29 protein-coding genes are annotated in these 24,372 nt (G+C 65.7%); 12 read left to right on the top strand and 17 right to left on the bottom strand.

All coding sequences use genetic code 11. The features are described 5' to 3' along the window. Positions 1–10 precede the first annotated feature (10 nt). From era to hrcA, 8 genes are all read right to left on the bottom strand, one after another. On the bottom strand, positions 11–910 hold the full coding sequence (gene era / locus D6M19_RS10455; protein ID WP_123025132.1) for a GTPase Era: 900 nt from the start codon (positions 908–910) through the stop codon (positions 11–13). Between the two features lie 67 nt (positions 911–977). Then, on the bottom strand, positions 978–1,295 hold the full coding sequence (locus D6M19_RS10460) for a cytidine deaminase-like protein (RefSeq protein ID WP_123025283.1): 318 nt from the start codon (positions 1,293–1,295) through the stop codon (positions 978–980). Beyond that, positions 1,288–2,580 carry a hemolysin family protein gene (locus D6M19_RS10465; RefSeq protein WP_123025133.1) on the bottom strand — a complete coding sequence of 431 codons (1,293 nt, stop codon included), beginning with the start codon at positions 2,578–2,580 and terminating at the stop codon, positions 1,288–1,290. Before D6M19_RS10465 ends, D6M19_RS10460 begins: the two co-directional genes overlap by 8 nt. Beyond that, complete coding sequence (gene ybeY, locus D6M19_RS10470; RefSeq protein WP_123025134.1) at positions 2,577–3,113, bottom strand: rRNA maturation RNase YbeY; 537 nt, start codon at positions 3,111–3,113, stop codon at positions 2,577–2,579. The genes D6M19_RS10465 and ybeY overlap by 4 nt, the downstream gene beginning before the upstream one ends. Positions 3,114–3,128: 15 nt before the next feature. Continuing rightward, positions 3,129–4,163: a PhoH family protein gene (locus tag D6M19_RS10475; protein WP_123025135.1), complete on the bottom strand. Its 1,035-nt coding sequence runs from the start codon at positions 4,161–4,163 to the stop codon at positions 3,129–3,131. 127 nt (positions 4,164–4,290) lie between these two features. Continuing rightward, positions 4,291–5,061 (bottom strand): 16S rRNA (uracil(1498)-N(3))-methyltransferase, encoded by a 771-nt coding sequence (locus tag D6M19_RS10480; RefSeq protein ID WP_234834805.1) that lies wholly within the window; start codon positions 5,059–5,061, stop codon positions 4,291–4,293. A gap of 14 nt (positions 5,062–5,075) precedes the next feature. Beyond that, complete coding sequence (gene dnaJ, locus D6M19_RS10485; RefSeq protein ID WP_123025137.1) at positions 5,076–6,218, bottom strand: molecular chaperone DnaJ; 1,143 nt, start codon at positions 6,216–6,218, stop codon at positions 5,076–5,078. Between the two features lie 29 nt (positions 6,219–6,247). Next, positions 6,248–7,279 carry a heat-inducible transcriptional repressor HrcA gene (gene hrcA / locus D6M19_RS10490; protein WP_123025138.1) on the bottom strand — a complete coding sequence of 344 codons (1,032 nt, stop codon included), beginning with the start codon at positions 7,277–7,279 and terminating at the stop codon, positions 6,248–6,250. Between the two features lie 163 nt (positions 7,280–7,442). Between hrcA and D6M19_RS10495 the strand changes: the two genes are divergently transcribed. The 4 genes from D6M19_RS10495 to D6M19_RS10510 all read left to right on the top strand — a co-directional run bounded on the left by D6M19_RS10495 (position 7,443) and on the right by D6M19_RS10510 (position 10,082). After that, positions 7,443–7,757, top strand: coding sequence for a type II toxin-antitoxin system VapB family antitoxin (locus tag D6M19_RS10495; RefSeq protein WP_123025284.1), 315 nt, complete (start codon positions 7,443–7,445; stop codon positions 7,755–7,757). A 103-nt stretch (positions 7,758–7,860) separates the two neighbouring features. After that, entirely contained in the window at positions 7,861–8,178 is a 318-nt protein-coding gene (locus D6M19_RS10500; RefSeq protein ID WP_123025139.1) for a hypothetical protein, read from the top strand. Between the two features lie 75 nt (positions 8,179–8,253). Continuing rightward, entirely contained in the window at positions 8,254–8,910 is a 657-nt protein-coding gene (locus D6M19_RS10505; protein WP_123025140.1) for a response regulator transcription factor, read from the top strand. Beyond that, positions 8,907–10,082, top strand: a complete 1,176-nt coding sequence (locus tag D6M19_RS10510; protein WP_123025141.1) for a sensor histidine kinase — start codon at positions 8,907–8,909, stop codon at positions 10,080–10,082. The genes D6M19_RS10505 and D6M19_RS10510 overlap by 4 nt, the downstream gene beginning before the upstream one ends. Here D6M19_RS10510 and D6M19_RS10515 read toward each other — a convergent pair. The 5 genes from D6M19_RS10515 to hemW all read right to left on the bottom strand — a co-directional run bounded on the left by D6M19_RS10515 (position 10,076) and on the right by hemW (position 13,570). Continuing rightward, complete coding sequence (locus D6M19_RS10515) at positions 10,076–10,474, bottom strand: hemophore-related protein (protein ID WP_123025142.1); 399 nt, start codon at positions 10,472–10,474, stop codon at positions 10,076–10,078. The genes D6M19_RS10510 and D6M19_RS10515 overlap by 7 nt on opposite strands. Before the next feature lie 107 nt (positions 10,475–10,581). Beyond that, the gene (locus D6M19_RS10520; protein ID WP_123025143.1) at positions 10,582–10,971 is read right to left on the bottom strand and encodes a nuclear transport factor 2 family protein; all 390 of its coding nucleotides are present in this window, start codon (positions 10,969–10,971) and stop codon (positions 10,582–10,584) included. Between the two features lie 15 nt (positions 10,972–10,986). Continuing rightward, positions 10,987–11,679: a hypothetical protein gene (locus D6M19_RS10525; protein ID WP_123025144.1), complete on the bottom strand. Its 693-nt coding sequence runs from the start codon at positions 11,677–11,679 to the stop codon at positions 10,987–10,989. Then, complete coding sequence (locus D6M19_RS10530; RefSeq protein WP_123025145.1) at positions 11,676–12,188, bottom strand: sigma-70 family RNA polymerase sigma factor; 513 nt, start codon at positions 12,186–12,188, stop codon at positions 11,676–11,678. Before D6M19_RS10530 ends, D6M19_RS10525 begins: the two co-directional genes overlap by 4 nt. 92 nt (positions 12,189–12,280) lie before the next feature. Next, entirely contained in the window at positions 12,281–13,570 is a 1,290-nt protein-coding gene (hemW, locus tag D6M19_RS10535; protein WP_123025146.1) for a radical SAM family heme chaperone HemW, read from the bottom strand. 95 nt (positions 13,571–13,665) lie between these two features. On the opposite strand from hemW, the gene D6M19_RS35240 reads away from it, so the two are divergent. From D6M19_RS35240 to D6M19_RS10575, 8 genes are all read left to right on the top strand, one after another. After that, a complete protein-coding gene (locus tag D6M19_RS35240; RefSeq protein ID WP_407665322.1) occupies positions 13,666–13,758 on the top strand; it encodes an Ms4527A family Cys-rich leader peptide in 93 nt (30 codons plus the stop codon). 118 nt (positions 13,759–13,876) lie between these two features. After that, positions 13,877–15,547, top strand: a complete 1,671-nt coding sequence (locus D6M19_RS10545) for a nitrite/sulfite reductase (RefSeq protein WP_123025147.1) — start codon at positions 13,877–13,879, stop codon at positions 15,545–15,547. Positions 15,548–15,552: 5 nt separating this feature from the next. Next, a complete protein-coding gene (locus D6M19_RS10550) occupies positions 15,553–16,275 on the top strand; it encodes a phosphoadenylyl-sulfate reductase (protein WP_123025285.1) in 723 nt (240 codons plus the stop codon). Beyond that, positions 16,272–16,976, top strand: coding sequence for a sirohydrochlorin chelatase (locus tag D6M19_RS10555; protein WP_123025286.1), 705 nt, complete (start codon positions 16,272–16,274; stop codon positions 16,974–16,976). Before D6M19_RS10550 ends, D6M19_RS10555 begins: the two co-directional genes overlap by 4 nt. Before the next feature lie 155 nt (positions 16,977–17,131). Continuing rightward, positions 17,132–18,511, top strand: a complete 1,380-nt coding sequence (locus D6M19_RS10560; RefSeq protein ID WP_123025148.1) for an MBL fold metallo-hydrolase — start codon at positions 17,132–17,134, stop codon at positions 18,509–18,511. A gap of 15 nt (positions 18,512–18,526) precedes the next feature. Next, entirely contained in the window at positions 18,527–19,726 is a 1,200-nt protein-coding gene (locus D6M19_RS10565; RefSeq protein ID WP_123025149.1) for an NAD(P)/FAD-dependent oxidoreductase, read from the top strand. 62 nt (positions 19,727–19,788) lie between these two features. Continuing rightward, a complete protein-coding gene (locus D6M19_RS10570; RefSeq protein WP_123025150.1) occupies positions 19,789–20,127 on the top strand; it encodes a TSUP family transporter in 339 nt (112 codons plus the stop codon). 44 nt (positions 20,128–20,171) lie between these two features. Further along, entirely contained in the window at positions 20,172–21,518 is a 1,347-nt protein-coding gene (locus D6M19_RS10575; protein ID WP_123025151.1) for an MBL fold metallo-hydrolase, read from the top strand. Here the strand turns inward: D6M19_RS10575 and D6M19_RS10580 are convergent. The 4 genes from D6M19_RS10580 to D6M19_RS10600 all read right to left on the bottom strand — a co-directional run bounded on the left by D6M19_RS10580 (position 21,508) and on the right by D6M19_RS10600 (position 24,233). Continuing rightward, the gene (locus D6M19_RS10580; RefSeq protein ID WP_123025152.1) at positions 21,508–21,831 is read right to left on the bottom strand and encodes a DUF202 domain-containing protein; all 324 of its coding nucleotides are present in this window, start codon (positions 21,829–21,831) and stop codon (positions 21,508–21,510) included. The two genes, D6M19_RS10575 and D6M19_RS10580, sit on opposite strands and share 11 nt — an antisense overlap. Next, entirely contained in the window at positions 21,828–22,184 is a 357-nt protein-coding gene (locus tag D6M19_RS10585; RefSeq protein ID WP_123025287.1) for a YidH family protein, read from the bottom strand. Before D6M19_RS10585 ends, D6M19_RS10580 begins: the two co-directional genes overlap by 4 nt. A gap of 252 nt (positions 22,185–22,436) precedes the next feature. Beyond that, positions 22,437–22,811 (bottom strand): thioredoxin, encoded by a 375-nt coding sequence (gene trxA, locus D6M19_RS10595; RefSeq protein WP_123025154.1) that lies wholly within the window; start codon positions 22,809–22,811, stop codon positions 22,437–22,439. 42 nt (positions 22,812–22,853) lie between these two features. Beyond that, positions 22,854–24,233 carry an MBL fold metallo-hydrolase gene (locus tag D6M19_RS10600; RefSeq protein WP_123025155.1) on the bottom strand — a complete coding sequence of 460 codons (1,380 nt, stop codon included), beginning with the start codon at positions 24,231–24,233 and terminating at the stop codon, positions 22,854–22,856. Between the last annotated feature and the right edge of the window lie 139 nt (positions 24,234–24,372).

The raw sequence follows: 24,372 nt of genomic DNA on the forward strand, positions 1-24,372 counted from the left end.
GCCGAAATTACTAGAAGCCGAGCCGGCCAAGCTGTTTGGGGTCGCGCTGCCAATTCTTGGCGATCTTGACGCGTAGGTCCAGATACACCTTGGTGCCGAGCAGCTTCTCGATCTGTGTGCGCGCGGCCGTGCCGACCTCGCGCAACCTCGCTCCGCCCTTGCCGATGACAATGCCCTTCTGGCTGTCCCGCTCGACGAAAAGGATGGCATGCACATCGATCAGGTCGTCACGGCCTTCGCGCGGGCTGACCTCCTCGATCACCACGGCCAGCGAGTGTGGCAGCTCGTCGCGCACGCCTTCCAGTGCGGCCTCGCGAATCAGCTCGGCCATCAGCACTTCCTCGGGCTCGTCGGTCAACTCGCCATCGGGATAGAACGCAGGCCCGGGCGGTAGCAGGTCAGCGAGCACGCCGATCAGCACGTCAACCTGCTCCCCGGTCGTCGCCGAGACCGGCACGATCTCGGCGTCCGGCCCGACCAACTCGCTTGCCGCCATCAGCTGTGCGGCCAGCCGCTCCTTGGGGACCTTGTCGATCTTGGTGACGATCGCGACCACCTTGGTTCTGGGAGCGACGGCTCGGATCTGCTCATGGATCCACCGGTCGCCCGGACCGATCGACTCATCGGCGGGTATACACAAGCCGATGACGTCGACCTCCGAATAGGTGTCGCGGACGAGGTCGTTGAGGCGCTGGCCCAGCAGCGTCCTCGGCCGGTGCAGCCCTGGGGTGTCGACGAGGATGATCTGGAAGTCGTCGCGGTGCACGATCCCGCGAATGGTGTGCCGCGTTGTCTGCGGGCGGTTCGACGTGATCGCCACCTTGGCACCGACGAGAGCGTTCATCAATGTCGATTTGCCGGTATTGGGTCTGCCGACGAAACAGACAAAGCCGGAACGGAACTCGCTCATCGCTCCCCGAGCCTGCGGGGAGATCGCGATTTCCGCCCAATCGGCGATCTGTGAGCAGTTTCGGCGATCACAGCGGCGTGCCCGCCCGGTCGGTGACGATGACGACGGCGTCCGCCGACAGTTCTCGCACGGCGGCGACCCCGGCATCGTCGGCGGATCCGCCGACCAATATAGCCGCCTCGAGACCCGTCGCACCGCTCGACACGGCGGCGGCCACCGCAGCCTGCAGAGCGGTCAGCGCCAATGCCTCCAGTGCGACGGGCGCGCCTGCGTAGGTGCGGCCGTCCTGATCCCGCACGGCGGCGCCGCTGCCTGCCTCGGCACGGCCCATCGCACCGCGGGCGAGCGTCACCAGCTTGGCGTCTTCTGCGTCGAGCTCAGTCATCGTCACCCTCCTGCTCAGGTGCGGTAGGGCTGACCAGGACGGTGCCGATCCGCACCCGGCCGCGATGGTCACGGCCGCCTTCGGCACGCAACTGCAGCCCGTCCCACGTCACTTCGGCACCGGGAAGCGGCACCCGACCGAGTTCCAGCGCCAGCAGGCCGCCGACGGTGTCGACGTCGAGGTCCTCGTCGAACTCGATGTCGTACAGCTCGCTGAGGTCCTCGATGGGCAGCCGGGCAGACACGCGAAAGCGCTTGTCCCCCAGTTCCTCAACCGGCGCGACCTCATCGGTGTCGTACTCGTCGGCGATTTCACCGACGATCTCCTCGAGCACGTCCTCGATGGTGACCAGTCCGGCGATCGCGCCGTACTCGTCGACGAGCAGCGCCATGTGGTTGCGGTCGCGCTGCATTTCGCGCAGCAGCGCGTCCAGCGGCTTGGAGTCGGGCACGAAGACCGGCGGGCGCATGACCGCCGACACGTTGGTGTCGCGTCCGCCATTGTTCGAGTAATAGGTGCGCTCGACGAGATCCTTCAGATACACCACGCCGACGACGTCGTCGACGTTCTCCCCGATCACCGGGATACGGGAATGCCCGCTGCGTACCGCAAGAGAGGTCGCCTGGCCCGCCGTCTTGTCGCTTTCGATCCAGACCATCTCGGTGCGGGGCACCATCACTTCACGCGCGGGTGTGTCGCCGAGCTCGAACACCGACTGGATCATCCGCCGCTCGTCGTCGGCCACCACGCCACTCTGTTGGGCAAGGTCGACGACCTCGCGCAGCTCGATTTCGGACGCGAACGGCCCGTTGCGAAAGCCCCGACCCGGTGTCAGGGCGTTACCGATGAGGACGAGGAGGCGGCTGATGGGCGTCAGCAGAACCGAAATCGCTTGCAGGGGAACAGCCGCGCCGAGCGCGATCGAGTAGGCGTTCTGCCTGCCGAGGGTTCGCGGTCCCACCCCGATCAACACGAAGCTGCTGACGACCATGATCGCGGCCGCCGCGATCAGGCCCCAATCCAGGCCGAGGTGCTCGTAAAGGTAGTCCACCAGCAGCGCCGTCGCGGTGATCTCGCACGCGATACGCAGCAGCACAACGAGATTGATGTAGCGCGGCCGTTCGTTGATGACGCGGGCAAGCCGGACCGCCCCTGGCCGCTCGTCACGAACCATTTCTTCGACGCGGGCGATCGACACCGTGCTGATTGCGGCGTCGATCGCTGCGAACAGACCGCCGAGACCGATCAGCGCGATCGCGCCGACCAGCGAACCTATGCCGGTCACGACTCGTCGAAGTAACGAGACTTGTCCAGCAGTCGCCGATCCTTCTCGGTCTGCCGGTCCTGGTGATACGCCTCGACCTGGGCGGCCACCCACTCCTCGAGCAGTTGGCGTTGCAGCGTGAACATCTCCTTCTCTTCGTCTGGTTCGGCGTGGTCGTAGCCGAGTAGATGCAGAACCCCGTGCACGGTCAGCAGCGCCAACTCCTGCCCGAGCGTGTGCCCGGCCTTGGTGGCCTGGTCGGCCGCGAACTGCGGACACAACACGATGTCACCGAGCATCGACGGCCCCGGCTCTGGTGCGTCTGGCCGGCCACCGGGCTCGAGTTCGTCCATCGGAAAGCTCATCACGTCCGTCGGCCCCGGAAGATCCATCCACCGCATGTGCAGATCGGCCATCGCGGCGCTGTCGAGCAACACCATCGAGAGCTCCGCTGCGGGATGCACTTTCATCTTCTTGATGACGAAGCGGGCGACGCTGACGAGTTCCTCTTCGGAGACGTCGAGGCCCGATTCGTTGGAAACCTCAATACTCATGACTCCGCGGTCCGCCTATCGCCGCGGCCGGTTGCCCGTGGCGCGGCGTTGCGCGCGGTTGGTCAGCCCGGGCTCTTCGTTTCTGGCGTAGGCGTCGACGATCTCGGACACGAGCCGATGCCGCACGACGTCGGCGCTGGTGAGCTCGGCAACGTGGATGTCCTCGACACCGTCGAGAATGTTCACCGCCGCCCGCAGCCCGGAGTTCGTACTGCCGGGCAGGTCGACCTGCGTGATATCGCCGGTGACAACCATTTTCGCGCCGAACCCCAGCCGGGTGAGGAACATCTTCATCTGCTCGCCGGTGGTGTTCTGCGCCTCGTCGAGAATGATGAACGCATCTGAGATCGTTCTGCCCCGCATGTATGCCAGCGGCGCTACCTCAATCACCCCGGCGCTCATCAGCTTCGGGATCAGCTCCGGATCCATCATGTCGTGCAGGGCGTCGTAGAGCGGTCGTAGATAGGGGTCGATCTTCTCCGATAGTGTGCCGGGCAGAAAGCCAAGGCGCTCACCGGCTTCCACCGCCGGCCGGGTGAGGATGATGCGAGACACCTGCTTGGTCTGCAGTGCGCGCACGGCCTTTGCCATCGCCAGATACGTCTTGCCGGTGCCGGCCGGTCCGATGCCGAACACGATGGTGTGCGCGTCGATCGCGTCGACATATCGCTTCTGGTTTAGCGTCTTCGGCCGGATCGTCTTTCCGCGCCTCGACAGGATGTCGAGCGTCAGCACCTCGGCGGGCGACTCCCCCTCGGTGCCGGTCAGCATCGCGACGCTGTGCCGCACCACCTCTGGGGTGAGCGGCTGGCCGCCGGCCGCGATCGCGATCAGTTCGGAGATCACTCGCTCGGCGAGTGCGACATCGGCAGGTTCACCGGTCAGGGTGAGCGCGTTGCCGCGGGCATGGATATCGGCCGCCAGGACGCGCTCGAGTGCGCGCAGATTCTCGTCGGCGGAGCCAAGAAGGCCCACGATGAGGTCGGGCGGAACATTGATGCTGCTGCGGACGGGCGTATCCGCGTCAGCGTTCGTCTCGCTGGGCGTCACGTGGGGTTTTCTGCCTGCTTTCTGGGTTCTTGCCTGTTTCGTTGCTGCCGAATACCCAGTTTACCGCCGGGCACCGACGCGTCCCAATGTTTAACCTGCGACGACGTCGTCCGGAGCGGGACGCGAGTCAGGCCCAGCGCGGCGTCAACGCCCCGAGCGCGCCCAACGCGACCGCCGCGGCTGTCGACGTCCTCAGCACCGTCGGCCCCAGCCGCACCGCGTTCGCCCCGGCCGCAGACAACGCGGCGATCTCGTCGTCGGCGATGCCGCCCTCCGGTCCGATCACCAACATCAGCGAATCTACTTGTGCGAACGACAGTTTCGTCATTGGCTCGATAGCAGACTCGTGCAGCGCCAGGACCGTCGCTCCCCGGGAGACCGCCTCGCGCACGTCGGCCAGCAACGCGTCAGTGCTCGCCACGCCCGTGACCGATGGGATGTGCGGCCTGCGCGACTGGCGGGCGGCCGCGCGGGCCACCGCACGCCACCGCCGCAGGCCCTTGTCGGCCCGTCCGCCGTCCCAGCGCGCCACACATCGAGCCGCCTGCCAGGCCACGAACGCGTCGGCGCCGGCCTCTGTGGCCAACTCGATGGCCAGTTCGGATCGGTCGGACTTGGGGATTGCCTGCACGACGGTGACCGACGGCGTCGCAGGCACGACCGTCCAGCGGTTCAGGACACGAGCCGTCAGCCGCGCCTTGCCCACCTCCTCGATCACGCAATGCGCCACCGAGCCTGCGCCGTCACCGAGGTCGAGCTCTTCACCGGCCCTGATCCGCCGCACGCTGGCCGCGTGGAAACCCTCGTCACCGTCGACGACGGCCAGGTCACCGACTTCGGGCAGGTGGTCGACGTAGAAGAGGGCCCGGTGAGCGCGTGCGCGAAGAGAATCAGACACTGCACTCATGGCCGTTAGCGGCCGGTGAACGTCTCGCGCAGCCTGTTGAACAGCCCGCCGCCTGTGCTGCCCGACTGGGTGGACCTCACCTCGGCCGTGTCCCGGGTGCGGTGCTCTTTCAGCTTGCGCAGCAGCTCGATGTCGTCGTGATCGAGCCGCGAGGGAACCACCACGTCGATGTGGGCGTGCAGGTCTCCACGCACCCCCGACCTCAGATGCGGCATGCCGCGGCCACGCAGCGTGGTCACCGAGCCGGGCTGGGTGCCCGCCGCGATGGTGACCTCGATGGGGCCGTCCAGGATCGCGTCGACCGCCACTGAGGTGCCCAGTGCGGCGTCCACCATCGGCACCGAGATGGTGCAGTGCAGGTCGTCGCCGTCGCGGACGAACGTGTCGTGCTGCTGTTCGTGAACCTCGACGTACAGATCGCCCGCGGGGCCGCCGCCAGGGCCTACCTCGCCCTGCGCGGCCAGCCTGACGCGCATACCGTCCCCGACGCCTGCCGGGATCTTGACGCTGATCTCGCGCCGGGCGCGCACCCGGCCGTCGCCGCCGCAGCGGTTACACGGGTCCAGAATGACCTCGCCCACGCCGCCGCAGACCGGACACGGCCGCGACGTCATGACCTGGCCCAGCAGCGAGCGCTGGACCGTCTGGATCTCGCCACGCCCGCCGCACGTGTCGCAGGTGGTCGGTGTGGACTTGCCGTGTGTGCCCCTGCCCTGACACAGGTCGCACAAGACCGCGGTGTCGACGGTGACCTGTTTGGTGACCCCGGTCGCGCATTCTTCGAGGTCCAGCCGCATCCGCAGCAGCGAGTCGGCGCCGGGCCGGACCCTGCCGACCGGGCCGCGGGACGTGGAACCGCCGCCGAAGAAGGCCTCGAATACGTCGCCGAGCCCGCCGAAGCCGCCGAACCCGTTACCTGGTGCACCCGCCGACTCGAGCGGATCGCCCCCGAGGTCGACGATGCGTCGCTTCTCGGGGTCGCTGAGCACCTCGTAGGCGACGCTGATCTCCTGGAACCGCGCCTGGGCCTGCTGGTCTGGGTTGACGTCGGGATGCAGTTCACGGGCCAGCTTGCGGTAGGCGCGCTTGATCTCCGAATCACTTGCGCCCTTGCTCACCCCGAGCAGGGCGTAATAGTCGCGTGCCACTCCCTGACCTTCCTTACCGCTGACGCGGTTTACCGATTGCCTAGAACTTCGCCGATGTAGAGCGCAACCGCGGCAACGTTGGCGATAGTTCCCGGATAGTCCATCCGAGTCGGTCCCAGCACACCCATACCGCCGTAGACAGTTCCCATACTGCCGTAGGCCGTGGTGACCACCGAAGTGCCCAGCATCTCCTCGGCTTCCGTCTCGTGTCCGATGCGCACGGTGACCTTGCCCGCCTCCTGCTGTGCGGCCAGCAGCCTCAGCACCACGACCTGCTCCTCGAGCGCCTCGAGGACCGAGCGCAGGGACCCGCCGAAGTCGGCGGTGTTACGGGTCAGGTTGGCGGTGCCGCCCAGTAACAGCCTCTCTTCGGTGTGTTCGACGAGCGACTCCAGCAGCACCGTTGCCGACCGGCCGATCGCGTCACCGAGACCGCCTCTGCCGTCCATGTGGACGGCCAGATCCGACACCGCAACCGACGCAGCGGACAGTCGCTTGCCCTCCAGCGCCTGGCCAAGCATCTCGCGAAGCTGACTGACCTGATGGTCGTCGATGGTGTCACCGAGTTCGACCATGCGCTGGTCGACGCGGCCGGAGTCGGTGATCACCACAAGCAGCAGCCGCGCAGGCGTCAGCGCCACGACCTCGAGATGGCGGACCGTCGAGGTGGACAGCGTCGGGTACTGGACGATCGCGACCTGGCGGGTCAGCTGTGCCAGCAGCCGCACCGCGCGGCGCAACACATCGTCTAAGTCCACACCGGACTCGAGGAACTTCAGGATGGCCGAGCGCTCCGACGTCGACAGCGGCTTGATGTCCTCGAGCCGGTCGACGAACTCGCGGTAGCCCTTCTCGGTCGGCACCCGGCCCGAGCTCGTGTGCGGCTGCGCGATGTAGCCCTCAGCTTCCAAAACGGCCATATCGTTGCGCACGGTCGCGCTGGACACGCCCAGGTTGTGCCGCTCGACGAGGCTCTTCGAGCCGATCGGTTCCTTCGTCGATACGAAGTCGGCAACGATGGCACGCAACACTTCGAACCGCCGGTCCTCGGCACTACCCATGGTGTTCACCTCCCGATCGAATCCATTTTACGGTGACCAACAGGGGCTATGCCTCCTCGCCGCCACCTCGATGATGTTCGCGTGGCGGATCGGCCGGTTGGGACTAGCCTCTGATCATGGTGAAGCCGTCGACACGCGGAACGAGTCGAGAGGTTTCGGGCCGGTGATCTTCAAGGGCGTACTCGATGGCAAGCCGTATCCCAACCACGGGCTGACGCACCGGCAGTGGTCCCAGATTCCGCCTCGCCAGATCCGCCTCGACGAGCTGGTGACGACGACGACTGTGTTGCAGCTGGACCGCCTGCTGTCGGAGGACTCGACGTTTTACGGGGACCTGTTTCCGCATGCTGTGCGGTGGCGAGGGGTGATCTACCTCGAGGATGGGCTGCACCGCGCAGTCCGGGCCGCGCTGCGCAATCGGACAGTGCTGCACGCCCGGGTATTCGATATGGATACGCCGGTCCCACACCAGGTTTAGCGCTCAAAGCCGCGTTGCAACGCCGCCGCGTTTCGTTCCTCACGCCGCTCAAACAGGCCCGCGGGCAACATCTTCCTTGCCAATCCAGATGGAAGGACAAGGTATGACGAGTAAACGTGTCGCAATCCGCACGGCAATGAGTGTGACGTTGGCCATCGCAGCACTGGCCTTACTGCCAGTCGTTGCCACATCCGGCGTCGCAAGCGCCGATCCGGGGATCGGGTGGGGCGCACCCGGACCGGGAATTCTGCCCGGCCCGGGCCTCGGCGGCGTCGGTGGTCCGGCGTCTGGCCTCGGTGTTCTCCCCGGGCTCGGGTGGGGCCTTCCCGGCGTCGGCGTTGGCGGTGTCGGCGGGCCGGCTTCGGGACTTGGGGTGCTTCCCGGGCTGGGCTGGGGCCTTCCCGGGCCGGGGCTTATCTGACTCCTGGGCCGGACGTGCCGCGCCACTGCTCGAGATGGCGCGGCACGTGCCGCCCCGGGACGGGACGATGAAGGAATGCGAGTTCTTGTTGTCGAAGACGAAACGCTGCTTGCCGACGCGATTGCGGATGGATTGCGTCGCCACGCGATGGCCGTCGACGTCGTCTACGACGGAGCGGCCGCACTCGAACGCGGCACCGTCAACGACTACGACGTGGTGGTGCTGGACCGCGACTTGCCCCAGGTATCCGGTGACGATGTGTGTAGGACGCTCACCGAATCCGATGGGATGGCCCGCATCCTGATGCTGACGGCGGCCACCACGGTGGTAGACCGGGTGGCCGGCCTTGGCTTGGGTGCCGACGACTACCTCATCAAGCCGTTTGCCTTCGACGAACTGGTCGCAAGGATTCAGGCGCTGGCCCGCAGAGCACGGCCTGCGGCACCGCCGATACTGGAACGAAACGGCATCCAGCTCGACCCGCACCGGCGTACGGTGACCCGTGAGGGCACGCCGGTCTCGTTGTCCCGCAAGGAGTTCGCGGTCCTTAACGAACTGTTGCGCGCGGACGGCGGCGTCGTGTCGGCAGAGTACCTGCTCGAAAAGGCCTGGGACGAACACATCGACCCGTTCACCGGTGTGGTCCGGTACACCATGATGATGCTGCGCCGGAAACTGGGTGACCCGCCGCTGATCGACACCGAGCCCGGCGTGGGATACCGGCTCCGATGAACCGGCGACGGTCCACCATCCGGCTACGCCTCACAGCGCTGTATGCAGGCGCGTTCTTCATCGCGGGAGCGATTCTGATCGGTCTGAATCTCGGCTATCTCGCGCGATCGTTACCCAACCGGCCCGCGGCACAGGGCATCGTCAGAGAGTTTCTCGACGAGCGCGGCGTCCGCAACCGCCCGGTCATCGACAGCCTGTTCGGGGCGATCTCAAAGCAGGCCGAACAAGAACGCCGAGAAACGTTGCGAGGCATGCTGATTTGGTCGTTGGCATCCCTTGGCGTGGTCGGTGTCGCCGCCGGTGGCTTCGGCTGGCTGCTTGCGGGCCGAGCACTCGCGCCGCTGCAGAATGTCACCGCGACCGCGCGGCGCGTCGCCGACCGCAATCTGCACGAACGCATCGCACTGGACGGACCCGACGACGAGATCAAGGAGCTCGCGGACACATTCGATGCGATGCTCGAGCGCCTCGACCGGGCATTTGACGGACAACGTCGATTCGTGGCCAATGCATCGCATGAGCTGCGCACACCGCTGGCGATCAATCGGACCCTGATCGAGGTCGCACTGGCCGATCCTGAGGTGCCCGCTCCGACCCGGCGGCTCGGCGCAACGTTGTTGGAGGTCAACCACCGCAACGAGCGGCTGATCGACGGCTTGCTGATATTGGCAAGCAACGAACAGCCGATTGACCGCAGTACTCGGGTCGACCTGGCCGCCATCGCCCGGCGGGCGATTTCAACGGCTGCGCCTGCAGCCGACCGAGCGGACATCGATTTGCGCTCGGCGCTCGCGCCGGCGTTCGTCGCAGGCGATCCCGCGCTGCTGGAACGGATAGCCCAGAACCTCGTCGACAACGCCGTGCGATACAACCGCACCAATCGCGGCTGGGTGCTGGTCACCGTCGGCGGCGATCAGCAGAGTGCTCGGCTGACCGTTGAGAACACCGGACCCGTGGTGGCGCCATTCGAGGTCGACGGACTGTTCGAACCATTCCGTCGACTGAACTCCGAGCGCACCGCCGACGCCACCAGCCTGGCACCGGACCGCGGGGCCGGCCTTGGACTGTCGATCGTCCGGTCGGTCGCGACGGCGCACCGCGGTGCGGTGCGCGCGTCGGCCCGACCCGATGGCGGACTGCTGGTTTCAGTCACCCTGCCTGCGTGTCAGTAGTCATGGCAGGTGTCGGCGACCCGCGCCAGCATCTGCACCTTCTGCTGTCCTTCTGGCGTGTTCCGCTTTTCCTCGATCTTGGCTCGGATATCAGGGTTTCGGTCCAGATAACCTTGCACCCGCTGCCGACGCTGATCGACGGGCAGAGCGATCAGTTCCCGCAGTTTGGCCTGGGCCTCTGGATGGTCGGCCAACCGAGCCGAAGCCTGCGGCGCCTGCACCTGCAATGCCGCCATCAACTGCTCGTAGGAGCAGCTCGTCTCGATCAACGGACCATCGCCGGGTTCAGCCGACGCCACCGGGGGCAGCGATACCGCCGCGGCCACCCCGCAGAGGGCGATTCCCATCAATGCCAGTTTCTTCAATGCGGTCATGTTCTTCAATGCGTTCATGGCCGCAGTCCACCAGAACCGCCGTTAGGCCAGCGCTAGTTGCGATTTCGGCGTGGTTGGTTGCGCGCAGCGCATTGCGCGCAGCGCAACTACTCACGCCGAAATCCCTACCCGCCACCCCGCGGGGGCGGCTGTGAGCCCGCGGATTCCGGATCGACCTCGACCGCGTACGACGTGATCTCGGTGATCTGTTCGCCGGCGAATTCGTAGATGTCACAACTGGCCACCGCCGTGACACCGGACGGGCCGCTGTAGCGCGAGACGGTGTCGACGGCGACGACATCGGAACCGGCCGCCACGACACAGCGGTCGTAGGTGGTCGTGGTGTCCTCGAGGCTGCCCACAGTCTCGCGGCAGGTCTGCCTGACGGCGTCCGCCCCCTCGAGCACCATGTATCCGACGATCGTCCAGCGCACATCCTTGGCGAGATGCCCGAGCGCCTCGTCGAATCGATGCTCGGAGAATGCGCGGGCGACGGCGGCTGGGTCGAATGCCATCAGCCGACGGTACTTCTACCGCACGGTCGTCACGGCCAATGGCTCGTGTGTCCCGCTCACTCTGATGTCGACGGTATGGATCTCGGCGGTCGGGATCGCCGTCGAGGCCGCCAGCTCGCCCCCGCGATCCCCCGCCGGTCGCCATGTGCCGACCGTCGACTCGACACCTTCGATGGTGGTCACAACGATGTCGTAGGCGGGGGCCGACCTCGCCCAGTCTTCGACGTATTCGCACGTCCAGTCCAGCCGAGTGCCCCACTTCTTCTCGGTGACGGCGAGCGCGGCGTTGAGACCGATCTTCATTGGCTGCATGGCCGCATACGCGGGTCCCGCTGCCTGCGGGCCAGGCCCGGAGAACGCGTCGGCGCCGATCACACCGGCCCCGATCGCGACAACGGCTGCGGCTGCGACCCCGGCAGCGAGCATGCTGCGCCGTGATCGCCGATGCCGCTTGGCGGCCACCGATGCCAGCGACGGCATCAGATCCCGCGATCTCGGGTCCACGGCTGCATCGGCGGGTTGCTCGGTCAGCGCGATCGCCTCGTCGCGGCTCAGCCGGTTGAGGACGCCAGGCAGCCCGGCCAGTTCGGTGAGCGCAGCGGCGCGTTCGGGGTTTACCGCGAGGTACACCTCGAAGTCACGGCGGTCCTGCCGGCTGAGCGCACCGAGAACGTATGCGGCGTCCCATTGGGCGATGTCGTCGATCATCGGACGACACCCCTTTCCTGCAACGCAATTCGCAGCGCTCGCAACGCGTAGTGCAGCCGGGATTTCACCGTGCCTTCCGGGATCCGCTCGTCTGCAGCGATATCGGCGACGGTCTGGCCGAGGTAATAGGCACGAACGACCGCGACGCGATGGTCGGCGGAAAGTGACATCAACGCGTCGGACAGGATCCATTTGTCGAACGCAGGCCCGATCTCATCCGGCGACGATCGTTCCGGAACCGCGTCCATCTTCAATTCACGCGTGTACCTTGCGCTTCGGCGATCGTCGATCACCTGGTTGCGGGCCACCGTGAACAGCCAGGCCCTGACTCCGTCGGTGCACTGCTCGAGCAGTTCGGGCTTACGCCAGAGTCGCAGTAGCGATTCCTGCACCACATCTTCGGCGAATGGCATGTCTCCTCGGGTGAGCCGCAAGACGTACCGCAACAGCGCCTGGCTGTGTGCGTCATGGATCGTCCGCAGGAGTTCGGCCCGATCGGGGTCGGTCATGGCACTGATGCTCCGCGCGCACCCTTTGCATCTGCTGTGAACTTCCTGGTGAATACGAGACAGAACGCGGAAATCGTTCAACGACGCGTGAATCAGTCGAGCACGGTGCGCACGACGGCGTCGGCCAGAAGCCGGCCGCGATCGGTGAGCACCAGCCGACCGCCAACATCGTCCAGCAACCCGTCGCCGATGGCGATCCGCGCGCGGTCACCCTCTCGATCGCTGAGAGTGTCGGCAGCCAGGCCGCGTCGCAGCCGCAGTCGCAGCATCACGTCCTCGGTGTGCATCGCGCGCGCGTCGAGCTCTTCGAAATCGGCGACCGGCAGCCGGTGTTCCTCCAGGGCTTGCGCATATGCGTTGGGGTGCTTGATATTCCACCATCGCATCGAGCCGACGTAGCCGTGCGCTCCCGGCCCGGCGCCCCACCACTCGCCGCCGTCCCAGTAACCCATGTTGTGCAAGCACTCGCCGCCGGGCCTGCTCCAGTTGGACACCTCATACCAGTCGAAGCCGGCCGCGCGGAGCCGTTCGTCGACAAGCTCGTAGCGGTGGGCAAGCACATCGTCGTCGGTCGGCGACATCTCGCCGCGGCGCACTCGACGGCCCATCGCCGTGCCCTCTTCGATGGTGAGCGCGTAAGCCGAGATGTGATCAACGCCTCCCTCGATCGCGGTGTCGACGGAACGCAACAGATCGTCGTCGGACTCCCCCGGCGTGCCATAGATGAGGTCGATGTTGACGTGTTCGAACCCGGCGGCGAGGGCTTCGCGCGCCGCGGCGGGCGCCCGCCCAGGCGAATGAACCCGGTCAAGAGTGGCCAGTACGTGCGGAGCGACCGACTGCATGCCCAGCGATAAGCGCGTGTAGCCGGCGGCACGCAGCGCGGCGAACAGCTGCGGCGACGTCGACTCCGGGTTGGCCTCGGTGGTCACCTCGGCGCCAGGCGCAAGGACGAACTGCTCGCGAACCGCGTCGAGCACCCCGGTCAGGCCCGCCGCGCCGAGCAGAGACGGCGTTCCCCCGCCGACGAACACCGTCCGGACTTCCGGAGCCGCTCCGGCGGCGACATCCGGCCCCGGAGCCGCTCCGGCGGCGACATCCGGCCCCGGAGCCGCTCCGGCGGCGACATCCGGCCCCGGAGCCGCTCCGGCGGCGACATCCGGCCCCGGCGCCGTCCGGGCCGCGGCCATGGCCAGCTCGGTGCGCAGGGCGGCCAGCCAGCCGTCGGGGTTCGCTCCGCCCAGCTCGGCGGGCGTATAGGTGTTGAAGTCGCAGTATCCGCAGCGGGTGGCGCAGAACGGCACGTGGATATAGAGACCGAACGGCCTGCCCGGCACCGGCGCGAGGCCGGGCAGGTCTGCAGGCTGCGTTCGGACTGTCATGCGGCCAGTCTCCCAGAGGGCCTTTTACTCAGGCTGAGCCCAAATCTGTCCCGGTTAGGGCGTATGTCGGTGGCCGTGGCACAATTGGGCACGTGATGGCCGCCCGCATCTTCACCCACCGCGTCTCGCTGGTGGCACGGCGGCATGTCGACTTCAAGCGCGTTTGTACCTGTTGTTGTCTGCCTTGACGCGTCTGATCTAGGACCCAGCCCACCCCGTACTTTCAGCTGGCCGCCGGATCTGCGCCGCCGGACAGCCCCCCGGTGAACAGCGCGCCCGAAGGCCGGCTCCGAAGGAGCCAATTCGATGACCACCGCAAAGCCAAAGCCTGCCAAGCGCAGAGGCGAAGGCCAGTGGAAGCTCGGTTACCGCGAGCCGCTGAACGCCAACGAACAGGTCAAGAAGGACGACAACCCGCTCAACGTCCGCGCCAGGATCGAGAACATCTACGCCCACCGCGGCTTCGATTCCATCGACAAGCAGGATCTGCGTGGCCGGATGCGCTGGTGGGGTCTGTACACGCAGCGTGAGCAGGGCTACGACGGCACCTGGACCGGCGACGAGAACACCGACATGCTCGAAGCCAAGTTCTTCATGCTCCGCGTCCGCTGCGACGGCGGTGCACTGTCGACGGCCGCCCTGCGGACGCTGGGGCAGATCTCCACCGAGTTCGCGCGCGACACCGCCGACATCTCCGACCGGGAGAACGTCCAGTACCACTGGATCCAGATCGAGGACATGCCCGAGATCTGGAAGCGGCTCGCCGAGGTCGGCCTGCAGACCACCGAGGCCTGCGGCGACTGCCCTCGTGTGGTGCTTGGCTCGCCGCTCGCCGGGGACTCTGTCGACGAGGTGCTCGACGCCACGCCCGCGATCGACGAGATCGTCCGCCGCTACATCGGCAAACCCGAGTACTCGAACCTGCCGCGCAAGTTCAAGACGGCGATCTCGGGTCTGCAGGACGTCTGCCACGAGGTCAACGATGTCGCCTTCGTCGGGGTCAATCACCCCGAGCACGGCCCAGGCCTGGACCTGTGGGTGGGCGGTGGCCTGTCCACCAACCCGATGCTGGGTCAGCGCGTCGGCGCGTGGGTGCCGCTGGATGAGGTGCCCGACGTGTGGGAGGCCGTGGTTTCGGTGTTCCGCGATTACGGCTACCGCAGGCTTCGCGCCAAGGCCCGGTTGAAGTTCCTGATCAAGGACTGGGGCGTGGAAAAATTCAGGGAAGTCCTCGAACAGGAGTACCTGGGCCGCAAGCTCATCGACGGGCCCGCACCGGATCCCGTCGTGCACACGATCGACCACGTCGGCGTACAGAAGCTGAAGAACGGGCTCAACGCCGTCGGCGTCGCACCGATCGCGGGCCGGGTGTCGGGCACGATCCTGTCGAAGGTCGCCGACCTGGCCGAGGCGGTCGGTTCCGATCGGATCCGCTTCACGCCGTATCAGAAGCTGGTCGTGTTGGACGTGCCAGACGACAAGCTCGACGAGCTGGTCGCCGGGCTCGATGCGCTGGGCCTGCCGTCGAAGCCGTCGCACTGGCGGAAGAACTTGATGGCCTGCACGGGGATCGAGTTCTGCAAGTTGTCGTTCGCCGAGACCCGCAAGCGCGCGCAGGTGCTGGTGCCCGAGCTGGAGAAGCGGCTCGAGGACATCAACGCCCAGCTCGACGTGCCGATCACGGTCAACATCAACGGCTGCCCCAACTCGTGCGCGCGCATCCAGGTCGCCGACATCGGATTCAAGGGTCAGATGGTCGACGACGGCGACGGGCCGGTCGAGGGATTCCAGGTGCATCTCGGCGGCAGCCTGGGTCTGGACAGCGGTTTCGGCCGCAAGCTGCGCCAGCACAAGGTGCTGTCGAGCGAACTCGGCGACTACATCGACCGGGTTGTTCGCAATTTCGTGAAACAACGCGAGCAGGGCGAGCGTTTCGCTACCTGGGCGGTACGAGCAGACGAGGCGGACCTGAGGTGACGGCGATGACCGAGACAGACCTGCAACAGCTGGCCGAACGTGGCGCTGCCGAACTCGAGGGCGCCAGCGCGGACGACCTGCTGCGCTGGACCGACGAGCACTTCGGCGGCGAGGCCGGAGCCGGATCACCTGCGACATCGGGATACGTCGTGGCGTCGAACATGCAGGACGCGGCCCTTGTCGCGATGGCCGCGAAGGTGCGACCCGGCGTCGACGTGTTGTTCCTGGACACCGGCTACCACTTCGTGGAGACGATCGGCACCCGCGACGCCGTCGAGGCCGTCTACGACGTCAACATCGTGAACGTGACGGCGGAGAACAGCGTCGCCAAGCAGGACCAGTTGTTCGGCAAGGACCTGTTCGCCCGCGAGCCCAACGAGTGCTGCCGGATGCGCAAGGTCGAGCCGTTGGGCAGGGCTTTGGCGGGATATTCAGCCTGGGTCACGGGGATTCGTCGGGTCGAGGCGCCTACGCGGGCCAACGCGCCGTTGATCAGCTGGGACAAGGCGTTCAACCTGGTGAAGATCAACCCCATCGCGGCCTGGACGGATGAGGACCTGCAGGCCTACATCGACGCCAACGACATCCTGGTCAATCCCCTTGTTTTCGAAGGCTATCCGTCCATCGGATGCGCACCGTGCACGTCGAAGCCCGTAGAGGGCGCCGATCCGCGCAGCGGCCGCTGGGCGGGCTCGACCAAGACTGAATGCGGGCTGCACGCTTCGTGACCCTCGTCCTGACGGCACACGGCAGCGCCGATCCGCGTTCGGCGGCATCGGCTCACGAGCTGGCACGCACGATCCGGCGGGTGCGCAGCGACGTCGACGTGCGCGTGGCCTTCTGCGAACAAAACTCGCCGAATCTTGGTGATGTGCTTGCCGCGACCCGCGGTGGCGCCGTGGTCGTGCCTCTATTGCTGGCCGACGCGTACCACGCCCGCGTCGACATCCCCGCGATGATCGACCAGTCGGGATCCGGCGCGCGGCAGGCCGACGTGCTCGGTGAGGACGACCGGCTCGTAGCGGTCCTTCACCAGCGTCTGGCGCATGCCGGCGTGTCCCGACTCGATCACGGCGTCGGTGTGCTCGTCACTGCCGTTGGCTCGTCACGCCAGCAGGCCAATGCGCGTACCGCATCGGTCGCCGACTATCTGGTGGCTCACACAAATTGGACGGCCACGACCGCATTCGCCACCGGTCCACACCCGACTCTTGCCGAGGCGGCACAACTGCTTCGCGACCGCGGAGCCTCCCGGCTGGTCATTGCGCCCTGGTTCCTCGCCCACGGCCGGATCACCGATCGTGTCGCCGACTATGCTCGCGCGCAAGGGATTCCGATGGCCGAACCGCTCGGGCCGCACCGCCTGGTGGCCGAGACGGTTCTCGATCGCTTCGACGAAGTCGTCGCCGCCCAGCGCGCGGCCGCCTAAACCTTCCGGTCTCCTCGACAGCCCCGACACCCAGGTGTCGGGGCTGTCTGCGTCCACCCAACTGAGGCAAATGCCCCTTGCGAAAATTACCCTGGGGGGTATATTCAGAATAGGAAAGCAGATACCCCCATAGGTATTGAAAGAGGAGAGGGACCATGAAGTTCATCCAGTACTACCTGGACTGCCTGTCACACGCGTCGTATCTGGTCGCCGACGAGGAAAGCGGCCGCGCGGTGGTGATCGACCCCCAACGCGACGTCTCGGAATACATCACCGACGCCAAGGAAATGGGATTCACCATCGAGCTCGTCATAGAAACCCACTTCCACGCCGACTTTCTTTCCGGCCACCTCGAACTGGCGAAGGCAACGGGCGCGAAGATCGTCTACTCGTCCGTCGCTGAAGCGGAGTTCGACTTCATCGGCGTCGCAGACGGCGAGCGCTACTCGCTTGGGGACGTGACGCTGGAGTTTCGCCACACGCCCGGCCACACGCCGGAGTCGCTGAGCATCGTGGTCTACGAACACGCCGACGACAAGGTGCCCTACGGCGTCCTCACCGGCGATACCCTGTTCATCGGCGACGTCGGCCGTCCCGATCTGCTGGCCTCGATTGGCTTCACCCGCGAAGAGCTTGCCGACAAACTCTACGACTCGCTGCACAACAAGCTGATGACGCTGCCCGACGCAACCCGCGTCTATCCGGCCCACGGCGCCGGTTCAGCCTGCGGCAAGAACTTGTCGACGGAGCTGTGGTCGACGATCGGCGACCAGAAGGCAACGAACTACGCCTTGCTCGCGCCGGACAAGCCGACGTTCATGACGCTCGTCACGGAGGGGCAGCCGCCGGCACCGGGCTACTTCGTCTACGACGCGATCCTCAACCGCAAGGCGCACGGACTGCTCGACGAGTCCAAACGGCCCGAGCCGATGACCTACGAACAGGTGGGCAACGCGTTGGACGCGGGCGCCGTGCTCGTCGACGGCCGCAGCCCAGAGGAGTTCGCTGCCGGCCACCTCCGCCGCGCGATCAACATCGGACTCGAGGGCCGCTACGCCGAGTTCGCCGGTTCGATCCTTCCGCCCGACGTCGACATCGTGCTGTTCACCGAACCCGGCCAAGAGCGGGAAGGCAAGAACCGGCTCGGCCGAATCGGGTTCGACCGGGTGATCGGCTTCCTTTCATCGCCCTTCAAGACCATGTACGACCATCCCGACGACGTCCAGGCCGCGTCGCGATTGACCGCCAAGGCATTCACCGAGCGCGTCTCGGAGCTGCCCGGTCTGCAGATCGTCGACGTTCGCAATCCCGGCGAGGTGGAGGCGGGCGCGATTCCCGGCGCCATCAACATCCCGGTGGCTGCGCTGACCGGCCGGCTCGACGAGCTCGATGCCACGGTGCCGACCGTCGTGTACTGCGCGGGAGGCTACCGGTCCTCGGTGGCCGCAAGTCTGCTGCGCCAGCGCGGCTTCGTCGATGTCAGCGACATCCTCGGTGGCTACCAAGCCTGGACTCAAGCCGTCCAAACCGCCTGAGAGGGAGCGAAATTCATGATCACCAACAAGCACAAGGTTCTCATCATCGGCGGCGGCACCGCCGGCATCACGGTCGCGGCACGTCTACTTCGCAAGGGGTACTCCGACGTCGCGATCATCGAGCCGTCCGAGACGCACTACTACCAACCGCTATGGACCCTCGTCGGCGGTGGGCAGGCCAAGGCGTCGATCACCGCACGCTCCGAGGCATCGGTGATGCCGAAGGGCGCGACGTGGATCAAGAACGCCGCGTCATCCGTCGACCCAGAGAACCGGGCGGTCACCTGCGCCGACGGAGCGGTCTACGAATATGACGTGCTGGTCGTGTGCCCCGGCATCCAGCTTGACTGGAGCCACACCGAGGGTCTGACGGAAGCATTGGGACGCAATGGCGTGTCGTCGAACTACCGATTCGACCTCGCGCCGCGCACATGGGATTTCATCCGCAACACGCGATCGGGCACGGCGGTCTTCATGATGCCGTCCGGTCCGATCAAGTGTGCCGGCGCGCCGCAGAAGATTGCATACCTTGCCAGTGATTATTGGCGAAAGCAGGGCGTGCTCAAAGACATCGACGTTCATCTCGTCGTGCCAACGCCTCGGATATTCGGTATCCCGGCGATAGCCGACAACCTCGACAAGGTCATCGCCGACTACGGCATCAACCTGCACACCAATTCAGAGGTGACGACGGTCGATGCGGAGGCGCACAAGGTCGCGGTGTCCAGTGTCGCCGAGGGGGGTACCGACACGACGCTGCCCTACGACGTGCTTCACGCCGCACCGCGCCAATCGGCTCCGGACTGGATCAAGTCCAGCCCGCTGGCAACCGGCGATGCCAACGGGTATGTCGACGTCGATAAGCACACGCTGCAGCACGTCCGCTACCCGAACGTCTTCGCCCTCGGCGACGCGGGCTCAACGCCGAACTCGAAGACGGGTGCGGCGATTCGCAAGCAGGCGCCTGTCGTCGTCGAGAACATCGACGCCTTCTTGACGGGCCGACCGCTGCAGGCCGAGTACGACGGTTACTCGTCCTGCCCCATCGTCACGTCGTCACACGCGATGCTGTTGGCCGAATTCGACTACTCGCTGAAGATGACGCCGAGCTTGCCCGGCCTTGATCCGGCGAAGCCACACCGGGCCTACTGGTATCTGAAGAAGTACGGGCTGCCGTTCATGTACTGGAACCTGATGCTGAAAGGGCTTGCCTAGGCCAAGCGACTCAGCAGAGGCGTAAACCAGATGCCCATCGGGGTTACAACTACTGAGAGCCTATGACAATCGCTTTGTCACTGGCCTTCGGCGTGCTGCTAGGCCTGCTCTGCGGCGGTGGGTCCATTCTCGCGGTGCCGGCGCTGGACTACGCCGTGGGCCTCGACATGCGGCAAGCAATTCCGGTGTCGCTGATCGTCATCGGGTCGACCTCAGCCTTGGGAGCTGTGCCCAGAATCCGGGCTCGTCAGGTTCAATGGCGGTTGGCCGCCACCGTGGTCTCTTTGATCGCCGGACACCTGGGTGCGCGTGCCGACACCGACCGGCTCCAGCGCTGGTTCGCTTACCTGGTTTTTGCGGTAGCCGCCTTCGTCCCTATCGACACCACCTCATTGCGCTAGTCCGATGTTTCTGAGCTTCAACCGATTACAAAGGAAGTGTGTACATGAATGTCACGATTATCGAGACGTCTGGTCTAGGTGACCGCAGCTATCTCGTCAGCGACGGCGGCGTCGCCGCGGTGATCGACCCTCAGCGCGACATCGACCGCATACTCGACCTCACAAGTGAACAGGGCGTGACGATCACCCACATCCTGGAAACCCATATCCACAACGACTACGTAACTGGAGGGTTGGAGTTAGCCCGCACGGTGGGCGCTGAATACGTTGTCGCCGTTGGTGATGAGCTCTGCTATCAACGGCGGGCGGTGACCGACGGAGACGTCGTTGACGTCGGACCATTCCGATTTGAGGTAGTGCACACCCCCGGACACACCTACAGCCATGTCAGCTACGTGCTGCAGAATCCGGCGGGCACCGCCGTCGGCGTTTTCACCGGCGGCTCCATGCTGCACGGAACGACCGGCCGCACCGATCTGCTGGGCGCCGAGCACACCAATGAGCTGACCCACGCCCAATTTCACTCGGTGCGCCGCCTGGCCGCCGAGCTTCCCGACCATGTGTCGGTCTACCCCACCCACGGGTTCGGCAGTTTCTGCTCCGCCACGCCCGCGAGTGGCGATGCGTCCACCATCGCCGACGAGCGACGCGACAACCCTGCGCTCACCAAGGACGAGCAGAGCTACGTTGCCGACCTGATCTCCGGACTCACCGCCTACCCGGCCTATTACGCACACATGGGTGTCATCAACAAGGCCGGGCCGGATCCGGTCGATCTCTCGATGCCCGAACCGGTCGTCACCGCGGAACTGCGCCGCCGCATCGATGCCGGCGAGTGGGTGGTCGACCTGCGCAACCGGAGAGCCTTCGCGGCCGGACACCTGGCCGGCACGTTCGGCTTCGAGTTGTCCGAATCGTTCGTGACGTACCTCGGCTGGCTCTATGCGTGGGGTGCGCCGCTCACCCTCATTGGTGCAGACGCCGATCAGATACTTTCGGCACGCCGCGAGCTCGCGCGTATTGGCGTCGACAACCTCTCCGGATCGGCGACAGGCGACATCGCCCTGCTGGCCGATGGCGCACCCCTGCACAGCTACCGGGTCGCGGATTTCGCCGGCCTCGCCCGAGAATTTGGCCACAATGACCTCACCGTGCTCGACGTGCGCCAGAGCAATGAGTACGACAGTGCCCACATTCCCGGCGCCGTCAACATCCCGTTGCATGAGTTGCTGGCTCGACGCGAGACGGTGCCGGCCGGCCAAATCTGGGTCCATTGCGGAACGGGATACCGTGCAGCGGTTGCGTCGTCGATCATCGAGCGCCCCGATCGCTCTGTCGTGCTTGTCGATGACGAGTTCGATAGCGCAGTCGAACTCGGTATCACCGGGTGACAGTGAACAACGAGACAACCACGAGGACAAGCACCGAGAATCCCAGCAGCTGAACCTCGAGGCGTGGCGTCAACTGCGTCGGCAGCGGACGGCGGGTGAGGACTCGTTGGCGACGGCGACCGATTGCGTACGCCGCAAACGCCATCAAGAAGGCGAAGGCGACAGCGGCCGTACCAAGTCGGCCGGGGAAGCTGTGAAAGTCACGCAGCATCAACAACGCTCCGTTAGCAAGCAACGCAAGCGAAGTGCGCGTCCACGCCAACGCGGTCCGCTCGGCTTGCAGCCCACTGTCGCTCTGCGTGGCCCGGCTCACCCCGAAACCAGCTTGACGATCACCAATCCCATAGCGATCAATCCGATCACGATGAGGCCTACAGCGAGGTAGGCCGGCGAGGGGTGGCGGGGCAACGGCTTACCCTCCCGCATCGCACGATCGACCTGTTGCCATCGCCACAGTCCGATGCCTGCGGTCATCGTCGCCAAGAGTCCGAGCAGCAGGCCCAAGGCGTGGCGTGCCCCGGGGATGCCGAACTGCGGCACGAACTGAATCACCGCGACCGCTGCGGCCAGCAGACCAAGCGCTGTGCGCTGCCAGGCAAGAAACGTTCGCTCGTTTGCCAGCGTGAACCGGTAGTCGAGCTCGACCTTGTCGTCTTCACCTGTCATGGGCACCTCAGCTCGGTCGGCCAGCACAACGTTAGCGGCGTCGGGAGGCCTTCGATCGAAAACGGAACCGACCGCCGACGCCGGCCCGTTCTGTCCGCGCGGAGGATCGATCCTGACACGTGCACCGCTGCGCCGTCGGAACCGAACTCATTACGGCGTCGATGTGCTGACCACAACCACCCCAGGCGGTCTTGCCGCATTTCGGACATTGGACGGGATAACACATGGTTTCTTCTCCTGCAGGTCGTCGGGTCAGCCGGTGGCCGCGGCCTTGCGCGCGGCGATCTTGTCGCGAACCTGTGCCATATCGAGTTCCTTCACCTGGTGGATCAGGTCCTCCAGCACGGAAGGCGGCATGGCCCCGGGCCGGCTGTAGACGAGCACGCCGTCGCGAAACGCCATCACCGTCGGGATCGACTGAATGCCGACGATCGTGGAGAGCTCCGCCTCGGCTTGTGTGTCGACCTTGGCATGCACGATATCGGCGTGCGACTGTGAGGAGCGTTCGAAGACAGGCGCGAACGCGCGACACGGGCCGCACCACGATGCCCAGAAATCGACCAGAACGATCGAGTTGTCCCGGATCGTCGACTCGAAGTCATCCAGGGTGAGGTTCACGGTACTCATCGAAGGTTTCCTTTCAATTCAATCTTGTTGTGCTGTGGTCAATCACACGGTCTCGTGGGCCGCGGCCCAAGCGTTGTAACCGCCGGCGAGATCAGACACCTGCTCGAACCCTTGCGCCCGAAGCAGGGAGGCCGCCACGCTGGACCGCCAGCCGCCGGCGCAATGCACCACGATGGGCCTGTCCGTGCGAATTTCGTTCATCCGCGTCCGCATCTGAGCCAGCGGAACAGGAATCGACCCGGGAATCGCGCCGAGATCTCGTTCACCCGGGTTGCGGATATCGATCAGCGTCACCGCGTCCTCGTCGAGCAGCCGATCCAGTTCCTCGACGCTGACACGCGGCGCCTGCCGCACCAGATCGGCGAGTTCGGCGGGGAACGCCTCGCCGCGGTCGACCGTGAAATATCCGATCGCGTTGTCGGATCCGATGCGCGCCAGGCGCATTGCGGCATCCTGCTCCTCGCCGGGGTAGGTAACCAACGCGATCTTCTCCCCCACCTCGGCGACCATGCCGCCGGTTTCAGCGAACCGACCGTCGAAGCCGACATTCACCGATCCGCGCAAATGGGCGACGGAGAAGTCGTCGACCGACCGGCTGTCAACCACCCGGACACCCGCGTCACGAGCAGCACGCAGTTGGGCGGATGTCATCTCGGGAATGTGCCGCGCCCGGTCGAGCAGCGGATGGACGCGCTTGTTCATTGCTGCGTCCACTGCGAAGTATGACGGGGCGGCGGGCTGACCAGCGGTGACCAGCTCAACGAACGCAGCCTCCGTCATCGGCTGCACCGACGGGTTTGTGCGGCGCTGCTCCCCGATGGTCGAGGTCAATTCGGTCGACAGATTCTTGCCACATGACGACCCCGCGCCATGGGCTGGCATGACTGTCACCGAGTCGGGCAGCCGCATGAGCTTGTCGTGGATGGTGTGGTACATCGCTTGCGCCAGATCGCCTGTCGAGCTGTCACCGATGTTGACCAGATCCGGCCGCCCGACATCGCCGATGAACAACGAGTCTCCGGTCAGCACCGCGGCCGGCTCGGCATCGGGACGTTCGCGCACCAGCACACTGATCGATTCCCAGGTGTGGCCTGGCGTCGAGATGATCTCCAGGTCGACGTCACCGAGTGTGATGTGCTCGCCATCGGATAGCCGGCGGATCGGATAGTCGGTGTCGGCCGCCTCGCCGAAACCGACCCAGGCGCCGGTCGCGTCGACCAGTTCCAGGTGCCCCGAAACGAAGTCGGCGTGGAAATGTGTGTTGATGACACCTTCGATCGCCAGGCCGTATTTGGCTGCGTCGTCGAGGTATTCGCCGATATCGCGGCGCGGATCTACCACGACCGCACGCCCGGTGCTTTCGTCACCGATCAGGTACGACGCATGTGACAGGCACTCGATGTAGTACTGCTCGAGGATCATCGATTAGCTCCTTTCCGTCTGGGGGATGTATACCCCTCTGGGTATCTCAACTATACCCTATGGGGTATCTATTCCAGAGGTTGCGGATACCCCCACTGGTATGCAATCCTAGGAGCTAGGGATACCCCCGCCCGTATAT

The sequence above is a fragment of the Mycolicibacterium stellerae genome, assembly GCF_003719305.1.
Lineage (GTDB): Bacteria > Actinomycetota > Actinomycetes > Mycobacteriales > Mycobacteriaceae > Mycobacterium > Mycobacterium stellerae.

What these genes read in the sequence shown, in the direction of transcription:
- D6M19_RS10530 (WP_123025145.1), bottom strand. Translation starts at nt 12,188, where the DNA reads ATGACCGACCCCGATCGGGCCGAACTCCTGCGGACGATCCATGACGCA.
- D6M19_RS10550 (WP_123025285.1), top strand. Translation starts at nt 15,553, where the DNA reads ATGACCGAGACAGACCTGCAACAGCTGGCCGAACGTGGCGCTGCCGAA.
- trxA (WP_123025154.1), bottom strand. Translation starts at nt 22,811, where the DNA reads ATGAGTACCGTGAACCTCACCCTGGATGACTTCGAGTCGACGATCCGG.
- D6M19_RS35240 (WP_407665322.1), top strand. Translation starts at nt 13,666, where the DNA reads ATGGCCGCCCGCATCTTCACCCACCGCGTCTCGCTGGTGGCACGGCGG.
- D6M19_RS10500 (WP_123025139.1), top strand. Translation starts at nt 7,861, where the DNA reads ATGACGAGTAAACGTGTCGCAATCCGCACGGCAATGAGTGTGACGTTG.
- hemW (WP_123025146.1), bottom strand. Translation starts at nt 13,570, where the DNA reads ATGACAGTCCGAACGCAGCCTGCAGACCTGCCCGGCCTCGCGCCGGTG.
- D6M19_RS10570 (WP_123025150.1), top strand. Translation starts at nt 19,789, where the DNA reads ATGACAATCGCTTTGTCACTGGCCTTCGGCGTGCTGCTAGGCCTGCTC.
- hrcA (WP_123025138.1), bottom strand. Translation starts at nt 7,279, where the DNA reads ATGGGTAGTGCCGAGGACCGGCGGTTCGAAGTGTTGCGTGCCATCGTT.
- D6M19_RS10525 (WP_123025144.1), bottom strand. Translation starts at nt 11,679, where the DNA reads ATGATCGACGACATCGCCCAATGGGACGCCGCATACGTTCTCGGTGCG.
- era (WP_123025132.1), bottom strand. Translation starts at nt 910, where the DNA reads ATGAGCGAGTTCCGTTCCGGCTTTGTCTGTTTCGTCGGCAGACCCAAT.
- D6M19_RS10460 (WP_123025283.1), bottom strand. Translation starts at nt 1,295, where the DNA reads ATGACTGAGCTCGACGCAGAAGACGCCAAGCTGGTGACGCTCGCCCGC.
- D6M19_RS10600 (WP_123025155.1), bottom strand. Translation starts at nt 24,233, where the DNA reads ATGATCCTCGAGCAGTACTACATCGAGTGCCTGTCACATGCGTCGTAC.
- D6M19_RS10545 (WP_123025147.1), top strand. Translation starts at nt 13,877, where the DNA reads ATGACCACCGCAAAGCCAAAGCCTGCCAAGCGCAGAGGCGAAGGCCAG.
- D6M19_RS10585 (WP_123025287.1), bottom strand. Translation starts at nt 22,184, where the DNA reads ATGACAGGTGAAGACGACAAGGTCGAGCTCGACTACCGGTTCACGCTG.
- D6M19_RS10575 (WP_123025151.1), top strand. Translation starts at nt 20,172, where the DNA reads ATGAATGTCACGATTATCGAGACGTCTGGTCTAGGTGACCGCAGCTAT.
- D6M19_RS10520 (WP_123025143.1), bottom strand. Translation starts at nt 10,971, where the DNA reads ATGGCATTCGACCCAGCCGCCGTCGCCCGCGCATTCTCCGAGCATCGA.
- D6M19_RS10505 (WP_123025140.1), top strand. Translation starts at nt 8,254, where the DNA reads ATGCGAGTTCTTGTTGTCGAAGACGAAACGCTGCTTGCCGACGCGATT.
- D6M19_RS10565 (WP_123025149.1), top strand. Translation starts at nt 18,527, where the DNA reads ATGATCACCAACAAGCACAAGGTTCTCATCATCGGCGGCGGCACCGCC.
- D6M19_RS10515 (WP_123025142.1), bottom strand. Translation starts at nt 10,474, where the DNA reads ATGAACGCATTGAAGAACATGACCGCATTGAAGAAACTGGCATTGATG.
- ybeY (WP_123025134.1), bottom strand. Translation starts at nt 3,113, where the DNA reads ATGAGTATTGAGGTTTCCAACGAATCGGGCCTCGACGTCTCCGAAGAG.
- D6M19_RS10560 (WP_123025148.1), top strand. Translation starts at nt 17,132, where the DNA reads ATGAAGTTCATCCAGTACTACCTGGACTGCCTGTCACACGCGTCGTAT.
- D6M19_RS10510 (WP_123025141.1), top strand. Translation starts at nt 8,907, where the DNA reads ATGAACCGGCGACGGTCCACCATCCGGCTACGCCTCACAGCGCTGTAT.